Source organism: uncultured Sphingosinicella sp. (assembly GCF_963974575.1).
In the GTDB taxonomy this organism is placed as follows: Bacteria; Pseudomonadota; Alphaproteobacteria; order Sphingomonadales; family Sphingomonadaceae; genus Sphingosinicella.
Genome location: NZ_CAXBBQ010000004.1, coordinates 281,509 through 299,724, shown reverse-complemented (window position 1 = coordinate 299,724; position 18,216 = coordinate 281,509). Strand labels below are relative to the sequence as shown.

21 protein-coding genes are annotated in these 18,216 nt (G+C 66.1%); 12 read left to right on the top strand and 9 right to left on the bottom strand.

The genetic code is table 11. The features are described 5' to 3' along the window. Positions 1–126 precede the first annotated feature (126 nt). The 5 genes from AAC014_RS09430 to AAC014_RS09410 all read left to right on the top strand — a co-directional run bounded on the left by AAC014_RS09430 (position 127) and on the right by AAC014_RS09410 (position 3,021). Complete coding sequence (locus AAC014_RS09430) at positions 127–426, top strand: hypothetical protein (protein ID WP_339707412.1); 300 nt, start codon at positions 127–129, stop codon at positions 424–426. Between the two features lie 187 nt (positions 427–613). Then, positions 614–1,045, top strand: coding sequence for a nucleoside deaminase (locus AAC014_RS09425; RefSeq protein WP_339707878.1), 432 nt, complete (start codon positions 614–616; stop codon positions 1,043–1,045). Between the two features lie 101 nt (positions 1,046–1,146). Then, complete coding sequence (locus AAC014_RS09420; protein ID WP_339707409.1) at positions 1,147–1,890, top strand: LuxR family transcriptional regulator; 744 nt, start codon at positions 1,147–1,149, stop codon at positions 1,888–1,890. Positions 1,891–2,045: 155 nt separating this feature from the next. Then, complete coding sequence (locus AAC014_RS09415; protein WP_339707406.1) at positions 2,046–2,669, top strand: acyl-homoserine-lactone synthase; 624 nt, start codon at positions 2,046–2,048, stop codon at positions 2,667–2,669. A gap of 109 nt (positions 2,670–2,778) precedes the next feature. Then, positions 2,779–3,021, top strand: a complete 243-nt coding sequence (locus tag AAC014_RS09410) for a hypothetical protein (protein ID WP_339707403.1) — start codon at positions 2,779–2,781, stop codon at positions 3,019–3,021. On the opposite strand, the gene AAC014_RS09405 is transcribed toward AAC014_RS09410, so the two are convergent. Beyond that, positions 2,996–3,469: a cytochrome c gene (locus tag AAC014_RS09405; protein ID WP_339707400.1), complete on the bottom strand. Its 474-nt coding sequence runs from the start codon at positions 3,467–3,469 to the stop codon at positions 2,996–2,998. The genes AAC014_RS09410 and AAC014_RS09405 overlap by 26 nt on opposite strands. Before the next feature lie 157 nt (positions 3,470–3,626). Here AAC014_RS09405 and AAC014_RS09400 point away from each other — a divergent pair, with 157 nt between their 5' ends. Next, a complete protein-coding gene (locus AAC014_RS09400; RefSeq protein WP_339707397.1) occupies positions 3,627–3,995 on the top strand; it encodes a PRC-barrel domain-containing protein in 369 nt (122 codons plus the stop codon). Positions 3,996–4,089: 94 nt separating this feature from the next. After that, entirely contained in the window at positions 4,090–5,064 is a 975-nt protein-coding gene (locus AAC014_RS09395; RefSeq protein ID WP_339707394.1) for an esterase-like activity of phytase family protein, read from the top strand. A 59-nt stretch (positions 5,065–5,123) separates the two neighbouring features. On the opposite strand, the gene rpmB is transcribed toward AAC014_RS09395, so the two are convergent. Continuing rightward, positions 5,124–5,420 (bottom strand): 50S ribosomal protein L28, encoded by a 297-nt coding sequence (gene rpmB, locus AAC014_RS09390; protein ID WP_293776792.1) that lies wholly within the window; start codon positions 5,418–5,420, stop codon positions 5,124–5,126. 84 nt (positions 5,421–5,504) lie between these two features. Then, positions 5,505–6,269: a ZIP family zinc transporter gene (locus AAC014_RS09385; protein ID WP_339707390.1), complete on the bottom strand. Its 765-nt coding sequence runs from the start codon at positions 6,267–6,269 to the stop codon at positions 5,505–5,507. A gap of 120 nt (positions 6,270–6,389) precedes the next feature. On the opposite strand from AAC014_RS09385, the gene AAC014_RS09380 reads away from it, so the two are divergent. Both AAC014_RS09380 and AAC014_RS09375 read left to right on the top strand, forming a co-directional pair. Then, positions 6,390–6,671 (top strand): YciI family protein, encoded by a 282-nt coding sequence (locus tag AAC014_RS09380; protein ID WP_339707389.1) that lies wholly within the window; start codon positions 6,390–6,392, stop codon positions 6,669–6,671. Between the two features lie 172 nt (positions 6,672–6,843). Continuing rightward, positions 6,844–8,175 carry a hypothetical protein gene (locus AAC014_RS09375; protein ID WP_339707387.1) on the top strand — a complete coding sequence of 444 codons (1,332 nt, stop codon included), beginning with the start codon at positions 6,844–6,846 and terminating at the stop codon, positions 8,173–8,175. On the opposite strand, the gene AAC014_RS09370 is transcribed toward AAC014_RS09375, so the two are convergent. Beyond that, on the bottom strand, positions 8,172–8,786 hold the full coding sequence (locus AAC014_RS09370) for a TetR/AcrR family transcriptional regulator (RefSeq protein WP_339707385.1): 615 nt from the start codon (positions 8,784–8,786) through the stop codon (positions 8,172–8,174). The two genes, AAC014_RS09375 and AAC014_RS09370, sit on opposite strands and share 4 nt — an antisense overlap. Positions 8,787–8,906: 120 nt before the next feature. Between AAC014_RS09370 and AAC014_RS09365 the strand changes: the two genes are divergently transcribed. Next, positions 8,907–11,219, top strand: a complete 2,313-nt coding sequence (locus tag AAC014_RS09365) for a TonB-dependent receptor (RefSeq protein WP_339707383.1) — start codon at positions 8,907–8,909, stop codon at positions 11,217–11,219. A 44-nt stretch (positions 11,220–11,263) separates the two neighbouring features. Continuing rightward, complete coding sequence (locus AAC014_RS09360) at positions 11,264–12,487, top strand: MFS transporter (protein ID WP_339707380.1); 1,224 nt, start codon at positions 11,264–11,266, stop codon at positions 12,485–12,487. A gap of 269 nt (positions 12,488–12,756) precedes the next feature. Here the strand turns inward: AAC014_RS09360 and AAC014_RS09355 are convergent, their stop codons facing one another. The 3 genes from AAC014_RS09355 to AAC014_RS09345 are packed head-to-tail and all read right to left on the bottom strand — an operon-like array spanning position 12,757 to position 15,817. Next, positions 12,757–13,506: a class I SAM-dependent methyltransferase gene (locus AAC014_RS09355; protein ID WP_339707377.1), complete on the bottom strand. Its 750-nt coding sequence runs from the start codon at positions 13,504–13,506 to the stop codon at positions 12,757–12,759. Between the two features lie 13 nt (positions 13,507–13,519). Next, positions 13,520–14,689, bottom strand: coding sequence for an acetyl-CoA C-acetyltransferase (locus AAC014_RS09350; RefSeq protein ID WP_339707374.1), 1,170 nt, complete (start codon positions 14,687–14,689; stop codon positions 13,520–13,522). A 39-nt stretch (positions 14,690–14,728) separates the two neighbouring features. Next, positions 14,729–15,817 carry an alpha/beta hydrolase gene (locus AAC014_RS09345; protein WP_339707371.1) on the bottom strand — a complete coding sequence of 363 codons (1,089 nt, stop codon included), beginning with the start codon at positions 15,815–15,817 and terminating at the stop codon, positions 14,729–14,731. On the opposite strand from AAC014_RS09345, the gene phaR reads away from it, so the two are divergent. Next, on the top strand, positions 15,816–16,361 hold the full coding sequence (gene phaR, locus AAC014_RS09340) for a polyhydroxyalkanoate synthesis repressor PhaR (RefSeq protein WP_339707368.1): 546 nt from the start codon (positions 15,816–15,818) through the stop codon (positions 16,359–16,361). The two genes, AAC014_RS09345 and phaR, sit on opposite strands and share 2 nt — an antisense overlap. Positions 16,362–16,373: 12 nt before the next feature. On the opposite strand, the gene AAC014_RS09335 is transcribed toward phaR, so the two are convergent. Then, complete coding sequence (locus AAC014_RS09335; protein WP_339707365.1) at positions 16,374–17,318, bottom strand: acetyl-CoA carboxylase carboxyltransferase subunit alpha; 945 nt, start codon at positions 17,316–17,318, stop codon at positions 16,374–16,376. Between the two features lie 9 nt (positions 17,319–17,327). Continuing rightward, the gene (locus AAC014_RS09330) at positions 17,328–18,215 is read right to left on the bottom strand and encodes a tyrosine recombinase (protein WP_339707875.1); all 888 of its coding nucleotides are present in this window, start codon (positions 18,213–18,215) and stop codon (positions 17,328–17,330) included. Between the last annotated feature and the right edge of the window lies 1 nt (position 18,216).

Sequence of the window (18,216 nt, the reverse complement as noted above, 5' to 3'; positions counted from 1 at the left end):
GGACGATGCAGCGCGCGGTTGCAAGAGAACGCGGTCGGAAAATCGTGTCGACCCTGAAACAACGGATGAAACCAAATCCGCACACCGCGCGTTGGCGGCTCAGTGAAAACAACAGGGAGATATGCCGTGGATAAAGGCAGTCGCACCATCGTTATCGTCGTCGCTGTGATCGTTCTGCTGGCCGTCGTCGGCTATGCCCTGGGTCTGTTCAATGTCGACGCAAGCGGCGATCTGAAGACGCCACAAGTCAGCGTCTCGGGCGGTGAGATACCGGAAGTTCAGGTCGAAACCGGCGAGATCAACGTCGGAACGGAAACGGCAAACGTTCCGGTTCCCGATGTCGAGGTCAAAACCGACAATGTCGAGATTGATGTTCCGACGGTGGATATCACACCTGCCGGAGACGACGGTAGCGCCAAGCAGTAAGCAACAGCATTGCCGTCGAGCGCCCCGGCCGGAATCCCCCTCCCGCCGGGGCGCACAATTTTTGGGGTTCTAATCGCTTCGGCGTGATTGACCTTGCGCGCCGCGTCGTTGAAACCGGTGCTGTGCACGCGCAAGGCAGCCAGACATGAGCGTAGGCTCTCTCTCCGATTTCGCAGCCGGCGGCGCGATGGCCGCGGCGCTCGGCGCGGCGCGCGCGGCAGCGGAACGCGGCGAGGTTCCGGTCGGCGCCGTGATCGTCGATGCGGACGGCACCGTGCTTGCAGCCGAGGGCAACCGGACGCTTGAACTTTCGGATCCCACCGCCCACGCCGAGATGCTGGTGATCCGCGCCGCTGCCGCACGCCTCGGCTCCCAGCGGCTCTCGGGGTGCGACCTCTATGTCACGCTCGAGCCGTGCCCGATGTGCGCGGCGGCGATCAGCGCGGCGCGCATCCGGCGGCTCTATTACGGCGCGTCCGATCCCAAGAGCGGGGGCGTCGAGCATGGCCCGCGCATCTTCGCCAGCCCCTCCTGTCACCACCGCCCGGAGGTGTATCCCGATATCTCCGCGTCCGCCTCCGCAGCCCTGCTGCGCGAATTCTTTGCCGCGCGGCGTTAACACTCGTCTCAGGATTTGCGTCTAAGTGCCGATATCGGATAGGTTTTATCCGAATCAAGGGGTCCGTGAGTGCAAGGGGTCGTCACCGCAAGGGACGAGAAATGCTGTTCAAAAAAGTGCAGGCGTTCGTGGACAAGGCCAAGAAGGCCGACGACCTGCTGACCCTCACTGATCTTACACAATCGATTACCGAAGAGCTCGGTTTCGATTGCTTCGCATTGCTGCATTCGCCGCGGCAGAACAGCGTGCCTGCCGAAACCGTGCAACTCACCACCTATCCGGGTGCGTGGGTCGAAATGGTTCGCGACCGTGCGTACTGGGTGGATGACCCCGTGTTCGCGGCCTGCGAACTCGCGGTTGCGGGTTTTCCGTGGACGCATATTCCCGACATGGTGGTGCTGAGCGAACGCCAGCGCGACGTGATGCGCTTTGCGCGCCAAGAGGGCCTGCTCGACGGCTTCACCGTGCCGATGCCCAAGGGCGGCACGACTGTCGGCCTCTGCTCGTTCGCGACGCGCCGCGAACGCGGGAACGATCACCATGCCGCGGCTGCGGCGCAGTCCGTGGGCTGGTTCGCGTTCGAAGCCGCCCGCCGCATCAGCGCACACGAGCCGATTCTGTTGCCCCCGGCGGCGGCGCTGACCCCGCGCCAGCTCGATTGCATCGTGCTGTACGCGCGCGGCAAAAGCGATGCGATGATGGGCCGTCTGCTCGGCATCAGCCCCAAAACGTGCAACGAGCATATCGAGATCGCCAAGCGCCGCTACGGCGTTGCGACCCGACAGCAACTGCTCGCCCGCGTGCTGTGGAACGGCCAGCTCAGCTTCGCAGATATCCTGAGCTGACGGGCACTTTCAGGCGTACCTGACTCAAAATAGCCTCAAAGGTGAAACACGTTCGCAGTCCCCGGTAGTTACCGGGATAGTAACCATACATATTTTTGAGTTAAGAAGGAAAAACTGCTGGTGCGCTGTACGGCGCGGTGTTTCGTGAGGGGGCTATGATCAAGTTCATAACGGCGAGGAACAGGTCGCAATATCGCGCGCTCATCGATCAGATGCACCAGGACCGCAAGCGCGTGTTCGTGGACTGGCTGAAGTGGGATATCCCGGTCGTCGGCGATAAGGAAATCGACCAGTACGATACTGATGACGCGATCTACATCATCGATGTCGATGCGGAGGGCAACCATGTCGCCTCGATCCGCCTGCTGCCGTGTTCGGTTCCGACGCTGATGGCTGAACATTTCTCCGACATGGTGCAGAGCCCGGTTCCGGCGGACGACACCGCGTGGGAAATGACGCGCCTGTGCGCCAATCCCAACGTCAAGGACAAGCTCGCCCAGTGGACGGGCCGCAAGAACATCACCGTTGCCGCGATCGAGTTCGCGCTGATGCGCGATATCAAGCAGCTCATCTTCGTGACGCATTCGAGCTGGGTGCCGACGATCCTGTCGGTCGGCTGGGACATCGAACTGCTCGGCCTGCCGCGCAAGGACGGCACGGACTCGATCGCCGCGATGCGGATCAACGTCACGCCCGAAACGCTGACGCTGATCCGTCGCAACTGGGGCGTGAAGGAATCGCTGCTGCCGGCCGAAGAGACGCTTTCAGCGGTCGCCTGAGGAGGCGTCGCCCGAAAGGGACGACGAGTTCAAAACATGCTGGACACCAAAGTCGCGGCTTCGCGGCGCGATGCCGCGCGTTCTTTCAAGATGCCAATCGGCAAATCGAATGTGTTGTAATTGCCGGTCGTGCGCGGCGTTCGCGCTGGCCGGGCGGGTCAGCGAGGCGAAGGCGCTGCTCGATGCCATCAACGTCGGTGGATTGTTCGATCCGGAACAGGACGAGGCTGCGCGTACGGCGGGCCGTGCACTTCTCGATGTCGTGCGGAAGCGCCTTGCAGACGGTGTGGAGGATGCGCGCCGCCTGCCGACGCTGTGCGATCCGCTCAGCCGGGAGGACCGAGCGTCTTGAGATAGGCGACGAGGTCGTTGATCTGCTCGGGCGAGAACTCGAACGCGGGCATGTCGCCGTGGCCTACGAACACGCCCTCGGCAAAGGCTTCGGCGATGTAGTCGGGCGGATAGCTCGTGAACAGCGTCGCGAACGACGGGGCGGAGGCGTGTGTGCTCTTCTGCCCGGGCTGCGTGGCGTGGCAGCGCGTGCAGTTCGCCTCGGCGAGCGCCTTGCCGCGCGTGATGGCGGGAACGTCACGCGAAAGCTCCGAAGGCGGTGGCGGATTGCCCTCGGGCATCGGCGCGGGGGGTGCCGCCACCGGCGTCTGCGCCGGCTGCGACGCGGGGGCTTCGCTTTCGGCAGGCTTTTCCGCGTCCTTCTTCTTCTCGCACCCGGCGAGGACAAGTCCCCCCGCGAGCGCGATCATTGCCAGCCTTGCTGTAACTCCCGGAATTCCCATGCGCATACCTGTCTCCTCGCGCGCACAATGCCGTCTGCACAGCCCGCGTCAACGGGGCGGATGCGACGAACGGCGTGTTTTGCTCCTCGGTTCATCCCGATCGCGGGGAACCGGCCGGGGCCGCCTCCGTTGGTCAGGTATATCCAATGGAGGAGAGCTTATGATGCAGAACGAAAAAACGAGCGAGACCAACGACCTCATCTCGTCGGAGAAGGTGGACGGAACGTCCGTTTATGGCCGTGACGGCGAACGGATCGGGTCGGTCAAATCGCTGATGATCGAGAAGCGCGGCGGCCGGGTGACCGACGCTGTCGTCTCCGTCGGCGGCTTTCTTGGGATGGGCGAGAAGTACCACAGCCTGCCGTGGTCGACGCTGAAGTACGACACGGATGTGGACGGCTACCGCCTCGACGTTACCGAAGACCAGCTTCGCAGTGGTCCGACGTTCGACGACGCGAGCCGGGATACGGCGCTCGATCGCGCGTATCAGCACCGCGTCTATTCGCATTATGGTGTGAACCCCTACTGGTAAGCACCGGTTAGACGCGCGCAGCGGCTCGCGGCCTTTAAGGGGTCAGCGGGCCGCTGTTTGCATTCGGTGATGCCGCCGCCTATGCCGATTTCCCATGCGCGTCCCCGTCCTGCTTTTGCTTGCCATCGCCGCCTGCGGCAATGCCCCACCGCCCGCCATTGAGCCGCTTGCCGTCGAAAGTGTCGCCGTGCCCTTCGATGCCCGCGATGCTGCGAGGCAGGGGGAGGGGCGCCTCAGATATGCGGGCGGCGTGGCGCTGCGATCGGCCACGTCTTGGTTCGGCGGTCTCTCGGGGCTTCGCTGTCCCGATCGGTGTTACGCGGTCGGCGATGCCGGTATCTTACTGAGTTTCGACCGCGTGGAGCGGGATGACCGGCTCGTCGGCATCGAAAACGTCCGCGGCGGCATGCTTCTCGACCGCGACGGCGCGGCCGGGACAAAGGCGACGCGCGACGCGGAATCGCTCGTGCTCAGTCCGGGCGGCGCCGAGGCGCTGATCGGTTTCGAGCGCACGAACAGCCTGTGGGTCGTACCTTTGGGCCAGCCCGAATGGCGCGCAAAGCAGGTCTACACACTTCCTGAAATGAAGGACTGGCCGCTGAACGGCGGCGCTGAAACCCTCGTCATGCTCCCCGGCGGCGTGCCGCTCGTCATCGCCGAAGAGGCGCCGGACGGCGGAGACCGGCCCGCGATCGCCATCGGCGCTGTGCAGCGCCCGGACGGCACGCGCGCGAACCTCGCGTTCCGCTACCGCCCGCCCGCGGACTTCTCGCCGACGGACGCTGTCCTGCTTGATGATGAACGCCTCATCATCCTGAACCGCGCCTTCTCGCCGCTTACAGGCGTTGCGATGGCACTCGTCGAGGTGCCGCTCGCGGAGATGCGGGAGGGGGCGACCGTGCAGGGCAGGGAGATCGCGCGTCTGCGCCCGCCTGTCAGCATCGACAATATGGAGGGGATCGACATTCGCCGCGAAGGCGAGCGCGTGTTCATCTATCTCGTCAGCGACGACAACTTCAACGCCGCGCAGCGCACGCTGCTCCTGAAGTTCGAGCTGCTTCCCGAATAAGAAGAAGGGCCGGCGGATCATCTCCACCGGCCCTTCGAAATCTTCGAAAATGAACCCGCTCAGGCGGCTGCGGCGGCGTTCAGCTTCTTCTTGATGTCGCGCTTCAGACGGCGCGCCTTCAGGCTCAGCTTCTCGTCGCGGGTCTTGACCAGCCAGTTGTCGAGGCCGCCGTTGTGCTCCACCGAGCGCAGGCCGTGCGTCGAAACCTTCAGGCGAACGGTGCGCCCGAGCGTATCGGAAATCAGCGACACGTTCTGAAGGTTCGGCAGGAACACCCGCTTGGTCTTGTTGTTGGCGTGGGACACATTGTGACCCACTTGGCGGCCCTTACCGGTCAGTTCGCAAACGCGCGACATCGTTTTCGTCCTCGAATCTTGAGTTTCAGCCGTGGCTTGAAAGTGGGCGCCTATAGGGGAGCCACGCCGTCCCGTCAACCGCGCTCATCCGCTGCCGAGCTTCGAAAGCACGAAGGCGAACAGAAATCCGGTCACTGCGATCAGGCCTGCGAATTCGGGCGTTTCCTCTGTGGCCTCGGGGATCATGGTGTCGACAAGCATGGCAAGGATGCCGCCCGCCGCGACCGCCGTGGCCGCGGCGATCACGTTCGGGTTGGCGCCTGCGAGCAGCAGGTTGCCGAGCATCGCCGCGATGCCGGAGGTAAGCGCGATGCCTCCCCAGACGCCGAAGATATAGGCGGGCCCGCGCCCCGCCGCGCGCATCCCGGCGGCGCTCGAAAGCCCCTCCGGCACGTTCGAGAGGAACACGGCGGCGACCATCACGAGGCTGACGCCCGTGCCGTCGAGCAGGCTGACGCCAATCGCGATCGATTCGGGGATGCCGTCGAGCAGTGCGCCGACGGCGATGGCCAGCCCGCCGCTCTCCGCGGCCGGCGTCTGGCTTTCGCCGGGGTTGTAGCCTGATCGCTTGCGGTGCCGCGCGCCCCGGCGGGAGATCGCGATGTTTGCGGCGGTATAGATAATGGCGCCGCCCAGGAGCCCTGCGGCGGCGGCATCGAAGCCGCCCTGACGATAGGCCTCGTCCATCAGGTCGAAGGCGACGGCAGAGATCAGCACGCCCGAACCGAACGCCATCACCACCGCGATCAGCCGCTGCGAAGGGCGGCGGAGCGTGGCGAAAGCGGCGCCGATCAGCAGCGCGCAGCCGCTGCCGAAACCCCACATGCCTGCTTCAAGCCATTGCGGCACGGCACCCCCACACGCTTCGCCAATATCTCGGCATAGTGGAGTGTACCCCAAAAGTCTCGCTGTGGCGGCTGCGCGCAAACCGCTCTTTCATCGCCGATCTTTCCGTTCTAGACGGGAATCATGCCTCTTTTCGCGATCCACTGCATCGACAAGCCCGCCAGCAGCGACCTGCGCGCCGCAACCCGGCCCACGCACCTCGAATATCTGGAACGCGTCGGCGATCGCCTCCTCGTCGCCGGGCCGCTGCTCGATGAAGAAGGGCGGCCGATCGGCTCGCTGCTCATCATCGACTTCGACGATCGCAAGGCCGCGATTCAGTTTGCGGCGGATGATCCCTATGCGCTGGCCGGGCTGTTCGCATCGGTCGCGGTCACGGCATGGCGGCAGGTTCTTCCAAAGTAGTCGTTTGTACGCGGCCAGGGGGGTTGGGGCGGTCGAACCTTGTCGGCCGTGCGATGAATCGGCGCGTTTCATGACGTCATGACGTTGACGCTCCGGCCGCGCTGCGGCACATGCGCCCTATCGGGTCTGTAGGCGTTCCTCTTTCACCGGCCCCCCGGCGCGATGGATATTCATGGACGTTCTTCGACATTTTGGTTTGAAGCATGTGCTGTTCCGGCAGGAACCGCACGGGCAGCTCTATCTGCACCATGCCTTCGAGGCGGCACTCTCGGAAATCGTGGACGCCGTGCTGGCGTGCGAGAGCGTAACGCTCGTGGGCGCTGCGGGCATGGGCAAATCGCAGCTGCTGGCGGCAGCAGCGCGAGAGCTTGCCGCGCGCGGCGTGTCGGCGGCGAGCTTCGCCGGCCCCGCACTCGTCGCGCAGGCCGATTTCACCAATCTCGATGCGATCTTCGTCGACGAGGCTGATACCGCCGCTCCGCGCGTGCTCGATGCCGTTCTTGCCAAGGCCGCCCAGAACCGCGTCACCACCGTGCTTGCCGCGCTCGAGTCTTCGCGGATCGGCAAGCCGGGGCGGCTTGTCAGGCTGGCGCCGATGGCGGGCAGCGAAATCGCGGATTTCCTCGTCGATGCGTCCGCCGCTGCGGGCCGGCCGGATCTGTTCACGGCGGCCGCGCAGGAAGCGATCGTCGATGCGGTTTCGGGCAATCCGCGTGCTCTGAAGCAGATCGCCGGGGCGGCGCTTCTGGAGGCGATGTTCGACGGCGGGGTCGTCGTCGAGCAGCGCCACGTGCTCGCTGCGATCGCCGCCCGCCCCCCGCTTCCGTCGGCCGAGCCCGATTATGTCCTCGAAGCGCCGCAGCGGCCGCAGCGCGCGGCGCCGCGTCAGCCCCAGCCCGAGCCCGAGCCTATCGTCGTCGCCACACCGGAACCCGAAACGCCGCAGCCCATGGTGCCGTGGGCAGCAGAGGAACCGCGCCGCCGCTTCGGCGCGCGCGGCTTCATCGCGGCCACGGGGGCGCTCGGCCTTCTGATCGCGGCAGCGCTCGCCTACGCGGTCGATACGTTCGGGTGGGACCGCATTTCCGCGTTCCTGCACCTCCCCGAAACCGCGCGGCCCGCAAGCAGCGAACTGCGTCCTGTCCCGCAAGGCCCCGCGCCGGGCTTTTCGGAGCCCGAACTCGCCGTGCTGCCGGACACCGGCGACATCATCGACGAGCCGGTCGCGCTCCCCGCGCTCACCGAAACGCTTTCGGACGGCAGCACGGTGGTGCCGCCGCCGGTGCCCGATGCCACGACGCCGGGCTACCGCCCGCCGTCGGCGACACTGCCCACGATTTCGGCAGCCGTTCGCGCGGGTATCGCCAATCCCTCGGTCGGAACAACGCGGAGCGTCGCAGGATCACTGCCGCAGGAAGGCCCCGCGATAGAAGGCCGCGAGGCCCTCACCGAACCTCATTCACCGGCCGTCGAAGCGACGCCGCTGCCCGCGATCAAGGATTAGCGCCGCCGAATCCCCTCGGCGATCATCTCGTTGGCGAGCGTCGCGACGGTTTCCGGGTCGGACGAATCGTCCAGCACGCAGTAACGCAGGCCGAGAAAGACGTTGATGCCCATGATCGCCCAGGCGTGTGCCTCGCTCACGTCCTCGCGAATCTCGCCGCGCGCGGCGCCTACCTTCAGCCTGTCCAGGATGCGCTGCGCCGTGCCCTGATAGTGCTGTCGGTAGCTTTCGGGGTCCGCGAACTCGGCCTCGTCGATGATTCGGTAGACCTCCTTGTGCTCGCGCGCGAACTCCAGGAAGGCCCGCAGCGCTGCCCGCTCGCCTGAAAGCGTGTCCGTGGTGCGGGCAATGGCTTCGCCGGCACGCTCGCCGACGCGGGCGGACATGTCGCGCACCAGCGCGCGGAAGATTTCATCCTTCGATTCGAAGTAGGTGTAGAAGCTGCCGAGCGCCACGCCCGCCCGCCGCGTGATCCCGCTGATCGAGCCCTCGTGGAACCCTTTTTCGCCGAATTCGACAGCCGCCGCGTCGAGCAGTGCGCGCTGCGTTTTGCGTCCGCGCGCGGTTCGTGGCTCGCGGTCCGCCTGTTGCGGAATTGCATCGGTTGCCATCGACCTCCCCTTCATTCTTTCCCCACCCCATAATTCAATTTGAAAGGTGGTTCAACTTTCAGTATTGGCGATTCAACACAAGGGCCATCGGGCTCGACTTTACAGCATTGGGGAGGAAGAATGCGCCGCATTTCGATTCATTCCGTACTTGTCGCCACCACCGCACTGGCCGCTTTTGCGCCGCTTCCAGCCTTCGCGCAGGACGCAGCGGTGAGCGAAACCATCGAGGATGCGATCGTCGTCACCGCTCGCCGCCGCGAGGAAAGCCTGCAGGATGTTCCGATCGCGGTCACCGCGATCAGCGGCGCCCAGCTCGAGCAGCAGGGCGCGCTCGACATCACCGAGATCAGCGAAAGTGCCCCGAACGTGACACTCGAAGTGTCGCGCGGCACCAACACCACGCTCACCGCCTTCATTCGCGGCGTCGGCCAGCAGGATCCGGTCGCGGGCTTCGAGGCGGGCGTTGGTCTTTATCTCGACGATGTGTACCTCAACCGCCCGCAGGCAGCTGTGCTCGATATCTATGATGTGGAGCGTATCGAGGTGCTGCGCGGCCCGCAGGGCACGCTCTATGGCCGCAACACGATCGGCGGCGCGGTGAAGTACGTGACCAAGAAGCTCGCGGCCGATCCGATGCTGCGCCTGCGCGGCACGCTCGGCACCGATGAGCAGGCGGACCTCGTCGTCACCGGCAGTATCCCGGTGGGCGATGGCACGCTCCGTCTCGGCGGCTCCCTCGCGCGTCTCAGTCGCGGCGGTTTCGGCGAGAACCTCACCACGGGTGACGACAACTACAACAAGGACGTCTGGGCCGGTCGCGCCACCGCCGAGATTCACGGCGATGCCGTGTTCGTGCGCTTGTCGGGCGACTACACCAAGGACAAGAGCAACCCGCGCGGCGGTCACCGTCTGATCGCGGGCATCGCCAGCGGCACGCCGGTGCTTGACGACGTGTTTGACAGCCGCGGCGCGCTTGATGATCCCAAGCAGAAAGTGAAGGCGTGGGGCACGACGCTGTTCGTGGAAGCGAATCCGTCCGATTTCGTGACGCTGCGCAGCATCACCTCCTACCGGAAGGACGACAGCGACACGCCGATCGACTTCGACGCACTGCCTGCGGTCGATGTCGATGTGCCCGCGACGTACAACAACAAGCAGCTCTCGCAGGAAATCCAGTTCCTCTACCAGAACGGCGGATTCAGCGGCCTCATTGGCGGCTACTTCCTCGATGCGAATGCGAAGACGGCGTTCGACGTACGCCTGCCGGGCGGCGTCACCGCGCTCACCTTCGGCGATGTCGATACAGAGACGTTCGCGATCTTCGGTGATTTCACCTACGATCTCAGCGATCAGTTCAGTGTGTCGGTCGGCGGCCGCTACACGTGGGATGAGCGCAGCTCGACGGTCCTCAGGCAGGTCTTCCTCGGCGGCGGCTCGCCGTTCTTCGGCGGCGGCGGCACACTCTTCGCCACCACGTCGGATTTCTCCGGCACCGCGACCTTCAAGGAGTTCACGCCGCGCGCCTCGGTCAGCTTCAAGCCAAGCGAGAACCACAACCTCTACGCAAGCTATTCGAAGGGCTTCAAGGGCGGCGGCTTCGATCCGCGCGGCGTCAGCACGGCGGCGCCCGATACGAACGCGGACGGCGTCCGCAGCTACGACGAGATCTTCGATTTCATCTCGTTCGAGCCTGAAACCGTCGACAGCTACGAGATCGGCTGGAAGGCCTCGCTGTTCGATCGCCGCCTCCGCTTCAGCCTCGCGGCGTTCCATGCCGACTACAAGGACGTGCAGATTCCGGGTTCGGTCGGCACCGTCATCGGCGGCCAGCAGACCTTCATCGGCGTGACGACGAACGCCGGCAAGGCGCGCATCCAGGGCGTCGAATTCGAAGGCAATGCCGTGCTTGCGGAAAGCTTCGGCACTGCGGACGATCAGCTCAGCTTCAACTGGGCGCTCGGCTATATCAACGCCGACTACAAGCAGTTCATCGACAGCCGCGGCATCGACGTCGCCGATCGCCGCAACTTCCAGAACACGCCGGAATGGACGGCTGCCGGTACGCTCGCCTATTCGGTGCCGGTCGCTTCGGGTACGCTGAACGCCAGCACCACGCTCTCGTATCGCAGCAAGACCTATCAGTTCGAGCTGCCCGCCGAGGGCCTCGACCAGAAGGGCTACGCGCTCTGGGACGTTAGCCTTGTCTGGTCGTCGGATAGCGACCGCTTCAGCCTCGGCCTCCACGGCAAGAACATCCTCAACAAGGAATACATCACCTCGGGTTACGTGTTCCTCAGCCAGAATGCCGACACGGGCGCCTACAACCGCACGGGTGCAGGCGCGCTCATCCCGACGCTCGGCACGGACGGCGTGCTCACGGCCTACTACGGCAACCCGCGCCAGGTGTTCGTCACGGCCGGGTACACGTTCTGAACGGTTCCTCCTCCCCCAACCTTGGCCCCGGCACGCAAACTCGCGTGCTGGGGCTTCTTCTATTGGTTTACACGTTCAACTTCATCGACCGGCAGATCATCGGCATCCTCGCCGGGCCGATCAAGGCGGACCTCGGCCTTTCGGATACCGAGCTCGGCCTGATGGGCGGGCTCGCCTTCGCGCTGTTCTACTCGGGCCTCGGCATCCCCATCGCCATCGCTGCCGACCGCATGAGCCGCAGCAACATCATCGCCATCTCGCTCGGCCTTTGGAGCCTGTTCACCGCAGCATGCGGGCTTGCCGGAAACTTCTGGCAGCTGTTCCTGGCGCGCCTCGGTGTCGGGGTGGGGGAGGCAGGCGGCGTCGCGCCGTCCTATTCGCTCATCGCTGATTATTTCCCACCCGATCAGCGCGCCCGCGCGCTCGCCGTGTTCTCGTTCGGCATTCCGGTCGGCTCCGCGCTCGGCGTCATGCTCGGCGGCTGGGTTGCGAGCACGATCGACTGGCGCTTCGCCTTCATCGCCGTCGGCCTTGCCGGCCTCCTCATCGTCCCCGTCTTCAAGCTCGGCGTACCGGAGCCCGAGCGTGGCCGCTTCGATCCGCCCGCCGGAGAGCGCCCGCCGGTCCGGCACGTGCTCGCCACCGTGGTCGGCAAGCCCACCTTCTGGTTCATATCCTTCGGCGCTTCGTGCAGTTCGATGTGCGGCTACGGCCTGATGTTCTGGCTGCCGTCCTACTTCGGGCGCAGCCTCGGGCTCGGCCTTGCCGAAATCGGCCTCTACATGGGCGCGATCCTGTTCTTCGGCGGCATCGCGGGCGTGTGGGCGGGCGGCTGGCTCGGCGACCGCCTCGGCCGCGGCAGCAAGCGCGCCTACGTGCTGGTGCCCGCTGCGGCCTTCGTGGTCGCGGTGCCCTTTTACGTGGCGGGTATCCTGCAATCGTCGCTCGCGCTTGCGTTCGTACTTTTCCTCGTACCGCAGGCGCTTGCGCTGATGTGGCTCGGCCCCGTTATCAACGCCGTGCAGGGTCTCGTCCCGCCCACGATGCGCGCCACGGCGTCCGCCTGCTTCCTGTTCGTGAACAACCTCCTCGGCATCGGCGCGGGCACGCTCTTCTTCGGGGCGGTGTCAGACCTCTACGGCAGCCGCTTCGGCGACGAATCACTCCGCTACGCCATCCTCACCGGCCTCGGCTTCTACCTCCTCGCGGCCGGCTTTCTCTGGCTCGCTTCCCGCCGCATCGAGCGCGACTGGCATCGTTTCACTTAGCCACCATCACCCTCCCACCGAGGGAGAGGGTGGCTAAAAGTTAACGAAACGTAAATTTCCACCTTGGCGGAGATCGTTCCGGTGCTATCAATACGTCATGCGTATGCTGGCTCGCATCGGACGGTTGTTCAAGATCACCAACGGCTTCGAGGCCGGGGTGATCATTTATGCGCTCGCCCTCGGTGCGGCGCTGCGCGGCGAGGCATATCTTAAGGCATATCCGGGCGGCTTCGGCTGGGCGCTCTTCGCGGCGTGTATGCTCGCGGTGCTCATGGCTGGGGCGGCGCTCGTCGATGGGGTTCGCGCGGCAAATCCGGAGCTGGCTGCCGAGCGGCGGCTCCTGCGCGTGACACGCGGTGCGCGCGGCCTACGGGGCTGACAGCAAGCCCATCGGTTTTCCTTGCAAGCACGAAGTGAATGCCGCCCAGCGCGGGCAGCAGGCGCGTCAGCGGCCGGTCCAGCCATTTGAGGCCGCGCACCGGCGGCGCCACCAGCGCGGTCTTCCACGCAATGGGTTCGAACATCGCCTCGCGCAGCAGCGCGCTGAGGCCATTTCGGCCATAGGGCTGCCCCTGTCCGAAGGGGGTCGATTCGAAATGCGTCCATACGCCCGCGCGGTTCGGCACGATCAGGATCAGCTGGCCCGCAGGCGCCAGCACGCGCCAGAGTTCGCGCAGCAGCTTCGGCGGATCGGCGAATTCGAGCGCGTGCACCAGCAGCGCCTGATCGAACAGCGCTTCCGTGAACGGCAGATCGGTCTCGCGCGCGCTCACCGCGCAGGAAGGCCCCCGGCGCGGCCATGCCCGCGCGCCCTGATCGGCGGGCATCACCATGCACAGCCGCTCGACGCGCGCAGGATCGAGGCCCTGTAGCAAAGGCGCGGGGTAGCCCATCGCAAGCAACCGCGCCGAGGCATCGGTGCGGACGGCAGGGGCGACGATCTGCGCGAGCAGCCGCGCCGTCCGGCGCCCGTCCGCGCCCGCGTAATAGGCCCTGAGCGTGTCCAGGCCCGGCCGCATCACGGTGCCGGTGCTACCGCTCCACGCACAGCGCGATGCCCATACCGCCCCCGATGCACAGCGTGGCGAGGCCCTTTTTCGCGTCGCGGCGCTGCATCTCATGGAGCAGCGTCGTCAGGATGCGCGCGCCCGAGGCGCCGATCGGGTGGCCGATGGCGATGGCGCCGCCGTTGACGTTCAGCTTCGCGGGATCGAAGCCGAGCTCCTGCCCCACGCACAGCGCCTGCGCCGCGAACGCCTCGTTGGCTTCGATAAGGTCGAGGTCGCCGACGCTCCAGCCCGCCTTCTCCAGCGCCTTGCGCGACGCGGGCACCGGGCCGATGCCCATGAAGGCGGGGTCGACACCCGCGCTCGCCCACGATGCCACGCGCGCCAGCACCTTCGCGCCGCGCTTGGCCGCCTCGTCCGCCGACATCAGCACCAGCGCCGCGGCGCCGTCGTTGAGACCGCTGGCATTCGCCGCCGTCACCGTGCCGTCCTTCTTGAACGCGGGCTTCAGGCCCTGCAGGCCTTCGATCGTGGCACCCGCGCGGATATATTCGTCCTGATCCACAACGGTGTCGCCCTTGCGGCCCTTGATCGTCACGGGGACGATCTCGTCCTTGAAGCGGCCCGCAGCGCGCGCGGCCTCGGCTTTGTTCTGGGAGGAAACCGCGAAGGCGTCCTGCGCCTCGCGGTTCACCTGATACTTCTCGGCGAGGTTCTCGGCGGTGATGCCCATGTGATAGCCGTTGAAGGCGTCCCAGAGGCCGTCCTTGATCATCGTGTCGACGAATTCGATCGCGCCCATCTTCTGTCCGCCGCGCAGGTGCTGCGCGTGGGGTGACAGGCTCATCGATTCCTGACCGCCTGCGATCATGATGCTGGCGTCGCCGTTCTGGATCGCCTGCGTCGCCAGCGCGACGGCGCGGAGGCCCGATCCGCACACCTGATTGACGCTCCACGCCGGCGTTTCCTTGGAAATACCCGCCGCCATCGCCGCCTGCCGCGCCGGGTTCTGCCCCTGCGCTGCTGTCAGCACCTGACCGAGGATCACTTCGGAGACCGCGTCGGCCTCCACGCCCGCCTCGGCAAGCGCTGCGGAAATGGCGATGCGCCCGAGTTCGTGCGCGGGGGTATTGGCGAAGCTGCCGAGAAAACTGCCGACCGGCGTACGTTTTGCGGCGACGATGACTGCGTCCATGGGGAGTCCTTTCCGATTTCCCCGCCTATGTAGTGCGCTTCAGGCCGTGAGCCAATCGGCGAGCGGCTGCCAGAGCTGCGCGCGCGCGTTCGATCCCACCATCATGCCGACATGTCCCGCATCGATCAGCCGCGTTTCGCCGAACGGCTCGACCGCGATCGCAGGCACCAGTCGGTCGGTGCGCGAAACGATGTTGAGCGTGGGTTTCACCGGCGGGCCGATAATTTCGCCGCCCACGCGCCAGCCGCCTTCGATGGGCACGTTGGCGCCGAAGAAATCCTCGAAGCATTCGCGCGCCGCCGGAATCGTCAGGGGCGCTCCGGTGTTCGCCCAGTCCTCGACCGCGACGAACAGCCGCGCGGCCTCCGAGGCCGGATCAAGCGCCCCGAAGCGCTCGTACTTCGCAACCGCACCCGCCGGATCAAGCGACCAGAAGGCGGGCTGGACAAGGTCCATCGGCATTCCGCCGAGCGCGGGCAGGGAAGGCGCTACGCCCTGCCAGTATGCGGTGAGTTCCTGTCGCCGCGCGGCCGGATAGCCCGCGAAGTCCCACGGTGCGGCGATCGTCGCCACGCGCCGCACGAGCGGGTGCGACGCGGCCGCGAGCGCCATCGTGCCGCCGAGGCAGTAACCGACAAGATCGAGCGGTTCGCCCACGCCATCCAGCAGCGGCCGCAGCCGCGCGGTCACGTACCCGCCCACGGAAAGCGCGGCCTCCGCCGCGCCGGGCACCCGCCAGTCGACGAGCAGCGGCCGAACGCCGCGCCCGGCGAGATAGCGCAGCAGGGAGCGCTCCGCCGTCAGGTCGAGCACATCGGCGGTGTTGATCAGCGACGGCACGAACACGGCAGGCCGGCCGCTGCCGCCATAGTCGCGCAGCACCGCACTGCCGCACGATGCGATCACCGGCATCTCCGGCAGGTCGCGCCGCCAGCCGGACTGTTGATAGGCGGCAAGCGCTCCGAGAAACCGTTCCATTCGCGCGCGGTCCGCGCCGATCGCCTGCCGGGCATGATCCAGGAACAAAGGCAGCGGATGCGGCCCGCGCGGCGCGCCCGATGCTGCGTGTTGCTGCGCAGCATCGCCGCGTGCTATGAATTTCGCACCCGCAGCATCGAGGTCGTTCATGTCCGACGAAGAAACCAAATCCGACCCGATCATCATCAAGAAATACGCCAACCGCCGCCTTTATAACACCGGCTCGTCGAGCTACATCACGCTCGATCACCTCGGCGAAATGACGCGTGAAGGTATCGACTTCAAGGTCGTGGATGCCAAGTCCGGCGACGACATCACCCGCTCGGTGCTCACGCAGATCATCATGGATGAGGAAAACCGCGGCCAGACCATGCTGCCGACGCCGTTCCTCCGCCAGCTCATCGCGATGTACGGCGATTCGATGCAATCGATGGTGCCGCCCTATCTCGAAGCCTCGATGGCCGCGCTGCGCCGCAATCAGGAGCAGTTCCGCAAATCGATGGCCGGCGCGTTCAATCCGTTCGAAACGATCGCCAAGCAGAACATGGCGATGTTCGAAGCGGCCGCCAGCATGATGGCCGGCAAGACGCCGCCCGAAGGCGGCGCGCCCGCCGAGGAGACCTCCGAACTTGCCGATCTCAAGCGCGAGATGGCCGAGCTTCAGGCAAAGCTGGACAAGCTAGGCAAGAAGTAACGGGAAGGGGCGTCAGCGCCCCATCGCCAGGAACTTCGCCCGCCGGTCGTCGCGCACGGCGTCGGTACTCATGCCGTCCATCGTTGCGAGCTGTGTCTCCACGGCGTCGCCCAGCATCTTGATCGCCGCCTGCGGGCTCCGGTGTGCGCCGCCCACGGGCTCGGGCACGATCACGTCGATCAGGTTCAGCGCTTTCAGATCCTGCGCGGTCTGCTTCATCGCCGCCGCCGCGTCCGCCGCCTTGTCCGATGTGCGCCACAGAATGGACGCGCAGCCTTCGGGCGAGATCACCGCGTAGACGGAATGTTCGAGCATGATGATCCGGTTCGCGGTGGCGAGTGCCACGGCGCCGCCCGATCCGCCTTCCCCCACGATCGCTGCGACCATCGGGGTGCCGAGCTTCAGGCAGGCTTCGGTCGATCGCGCGATGGCTTCCGCCTGTCCGCGCTCCTCGGCGTGGATGCCGGGGAACGCGCCCGATGTGTCCACGAAACTGATGACCGGCAGCCCGAAGCGGTCAGCCATCTCCATCAGGCGCACCGCCTTGCGGTAGCCTTCGGGTTTCGCCATGCCGAAATTGTGCTTGAGGCGGCTCGCGGTGTCGGAGCCTTTCTCGTGCCCCATCACCATCACCGGGCGGCCCCGGAAGCGCCCGGGTCCACCGATGATCGCGCAGTCCTCGCCGAACTTGCGATCGCCTGCGAGCGGCGTGAAGTCGGTGATGAGCGCGGCGGTGATGTCTTTCAGGTGCGGCCGCGCGGGGTGGCGCGCCACCTGCGTCTTCTGCCACGGCGTCAGCTTGGCGTAGATCGCCTTCAGCTGCGCCTCGACCTTGGCTTCCAGCTTCTTCACCTCGGCGTCGATGTTGACCGCGCCTTCGCCGGCCGACGCCTTCAGTTCCTTGATGCGCGTCTCCAGTTCGGCGACGGGCTTCTCGAATTCGAGATACGTAATCATCGCCCCCGCCTAGTCATCTTGGGGCCGATCGGCAAGCGGGTGCGCGCGGTTGACGAGCTCGACAAGGTGCGCGGACTGCACATGCGTGTAGATCTGCGTCGTCGCGATGTCGGCGTGGCCCAGCATCGATTGCAGCGCGCGAAGGTCCGCGCCGCCCTCTAGAAGATGCGTCGCGAACGCATGGCGCAGCACGTGCGGGGAGACGCGCAGCGGCGAGATTCCGGCAGCCGCCGCCAAAGTCTTGACGATCTGAAACAGCCGCACGCGCGACATGTGCGTATTGCCGGAGGGGAACAGATACTTTTCACCCGGCGTCAGCGTCGCCGCCCACGCCGCCACGGCCTCCCCGGCGTGTGTGGAAACGGGCACCATGCGTTCCTTGTCGCCCTTGCCCTTCAGCACGGCATAGGGCGTGCCCGGCTTGATCGCCGCGCGCGGCAGCGAGACGAGTTCGGTCGCGCGCAGCCCCGATCCGTAGAGCAGTTCAATGAGCGCCTTCAGCCGCAGCCCCGCCGGGCCGGATGCGGCCTCCTCCTCGACGACCGCGAAGATCCGGTCCACCTCCTCGCGCGACAGTGTCTTCGGCAGCGGCCGGCCTTTTGTGGGGGAGGCGAGGTCGCCCGCCGGATTGTCGCCCCGCAGCCCTTCGGAAACCAGGAACGCGAAGAAGCGCCGCACGGCGGAGAGCTTGCGCGCAAGGCTCGTCGCGGCAAGGTCGCGCCATTCGTGCATCAGCCGTTCGAGCGTTCGGGCGTCCGCCGCCGCGAGCCCGCCGGAAAGCGCCGCGCTCGCCTGCGCAAGGTCGCGGCCGTAGGCGGCGATGGTGTTTGCTGCCGCGCCGCGCTCGGCGGCCATCATGTCGAGGAACAGCGCGATCGCGCGGTGGTCGCCCGGCAGG

What these genes read in the sequence shown, in the direction of transcription:
- AAC014_RS09425 (WP_339707878.1), top strand. Translation starts at nt 614, where the DNA reads ATGGCCGCGGCGCTCGGCGCGGCGCGCGCGGCAGCGGAACGCGGCGAG.
- AAC014_RS09420 (WP_339707409.1), top strand. Translation starts at nt 1,147, where the DNA reads ATGCTGTTCAAAAAAGTGCAGGCGTTCGTGGACAAGGCCAAGAAGGCC.
- AAC014_RS09415 (WP_339707406.1), top strand. Translation starts at nt 2,046, where the DNA reads ATGATCAAGTTCATAACGGCGAGGAACAGGTCGCAATATCGCGCGCTC.
- AAC014_RS09410 (WP_339707403.1), top strand. Translation starts at nt 2,779, where the DNA reads ATGTGTTGTAATTGCCGGTCGTGCGCGGCGTTCGCGCTGGCCGGGCGG.
- AAC014_RS09405 (WP_339707400.1), bottom strand. Translation starts at nt 3,469, where the DNA reads ATGCGCATGGGAATTCCGGGAGTTACAGCAAGGCTGGCAATGATCGCG.
- AAC014_RS09400 (WP_339707397.1), top strand. Translation starts at nt 3,627, where the DNA reads ATGCAGAACGAAAAAACGAGCGAGACCAACGACCTCATCTCGTCGGAG.
- AAC014_RS09395 (WP_339707394.1), top strand. Translation starts at nt 4,090, where the DNA reads ATGCGCGTCCCCGTCCTGCTTTTGCTTGCCATCGCCGCCTGCGGCAAT.
- rpmB (WP_293776792.1), bottom strand. Translation starts at nt 5,420, where the DNA reads ATGTCGCGCGTTTGCGAACTGACCGGTAAGGGCCGCCAAGTGGGTCAC.
- AAC014_RS09380 (WP_339707389.1), top strand. Translation starts at nt 6,390, where the DNA reads ATGCCTCTTTTCGCGATCCACTGCATCGACAAGCCCGCCAGCAGCGAC.
- AAC014_RS09375 (WP_339707387.1), top strand. Translation starts at nt 6,844, where the DNA reads ATGGACGTTCTTCGACATTTTGGTTTGAAGCATGTGCTGTTCCGGCAG.
- AAC014_RS09370 (WP_339707385.1), bottom strand. Translation starts at nt 8,786, where the DNA reads ATGGCAACCGATGCAATTCCGCAACAGGCGGACCGCGAGCCACGAACC.
- AAC014_RS09365 (WP_339707383.1), top strand. Translation starts at nt 8,907, where the DNA reads ATGCGCCGCATTTCGATTCATTCCGTACTTGTCGCCACCACCGCACTG.
- AAC014_RS09355 (WP_339707377.1), bottom strand. Translation starts at nt 13,506, where the DNA reads ATGCGGCCGGGCCTGGACACGCTCAGGGCCTATTACGCGGGCGCGGAC.
- AAC014_RS09350 (WP_339707374.1), bottom strand. Translation starts at nt 14,689, where the DNA reads ATGGACGCAGTCATCGTCGCCGCAAAACGTACGCCGGTCGGCAGTTTT.
- phaR (WP_339707368.1), top strand. Translation starts at nt 15,816, where the DNA reads ATGTCCGACGAAGAAACCAAATCCGACCCGATCATCATCAAGAAATAC.
- AAC014_RS09345 (WP_339707371.1), bottom strand. Translation starts at nt 15,817, where the DNA reads ATGAACGACCTCGATGCTGCGGGTGCGAAATTCATAGCACGCGGCGAT.
- AAC014_RS09335 (WP_339707365.1), bottom strand. Translation starts at nt 17,318, where the DNA reads ATGATTACGTATCTCGAATTCGAGAAGCCCGTCGCCGAACTGGAGACG.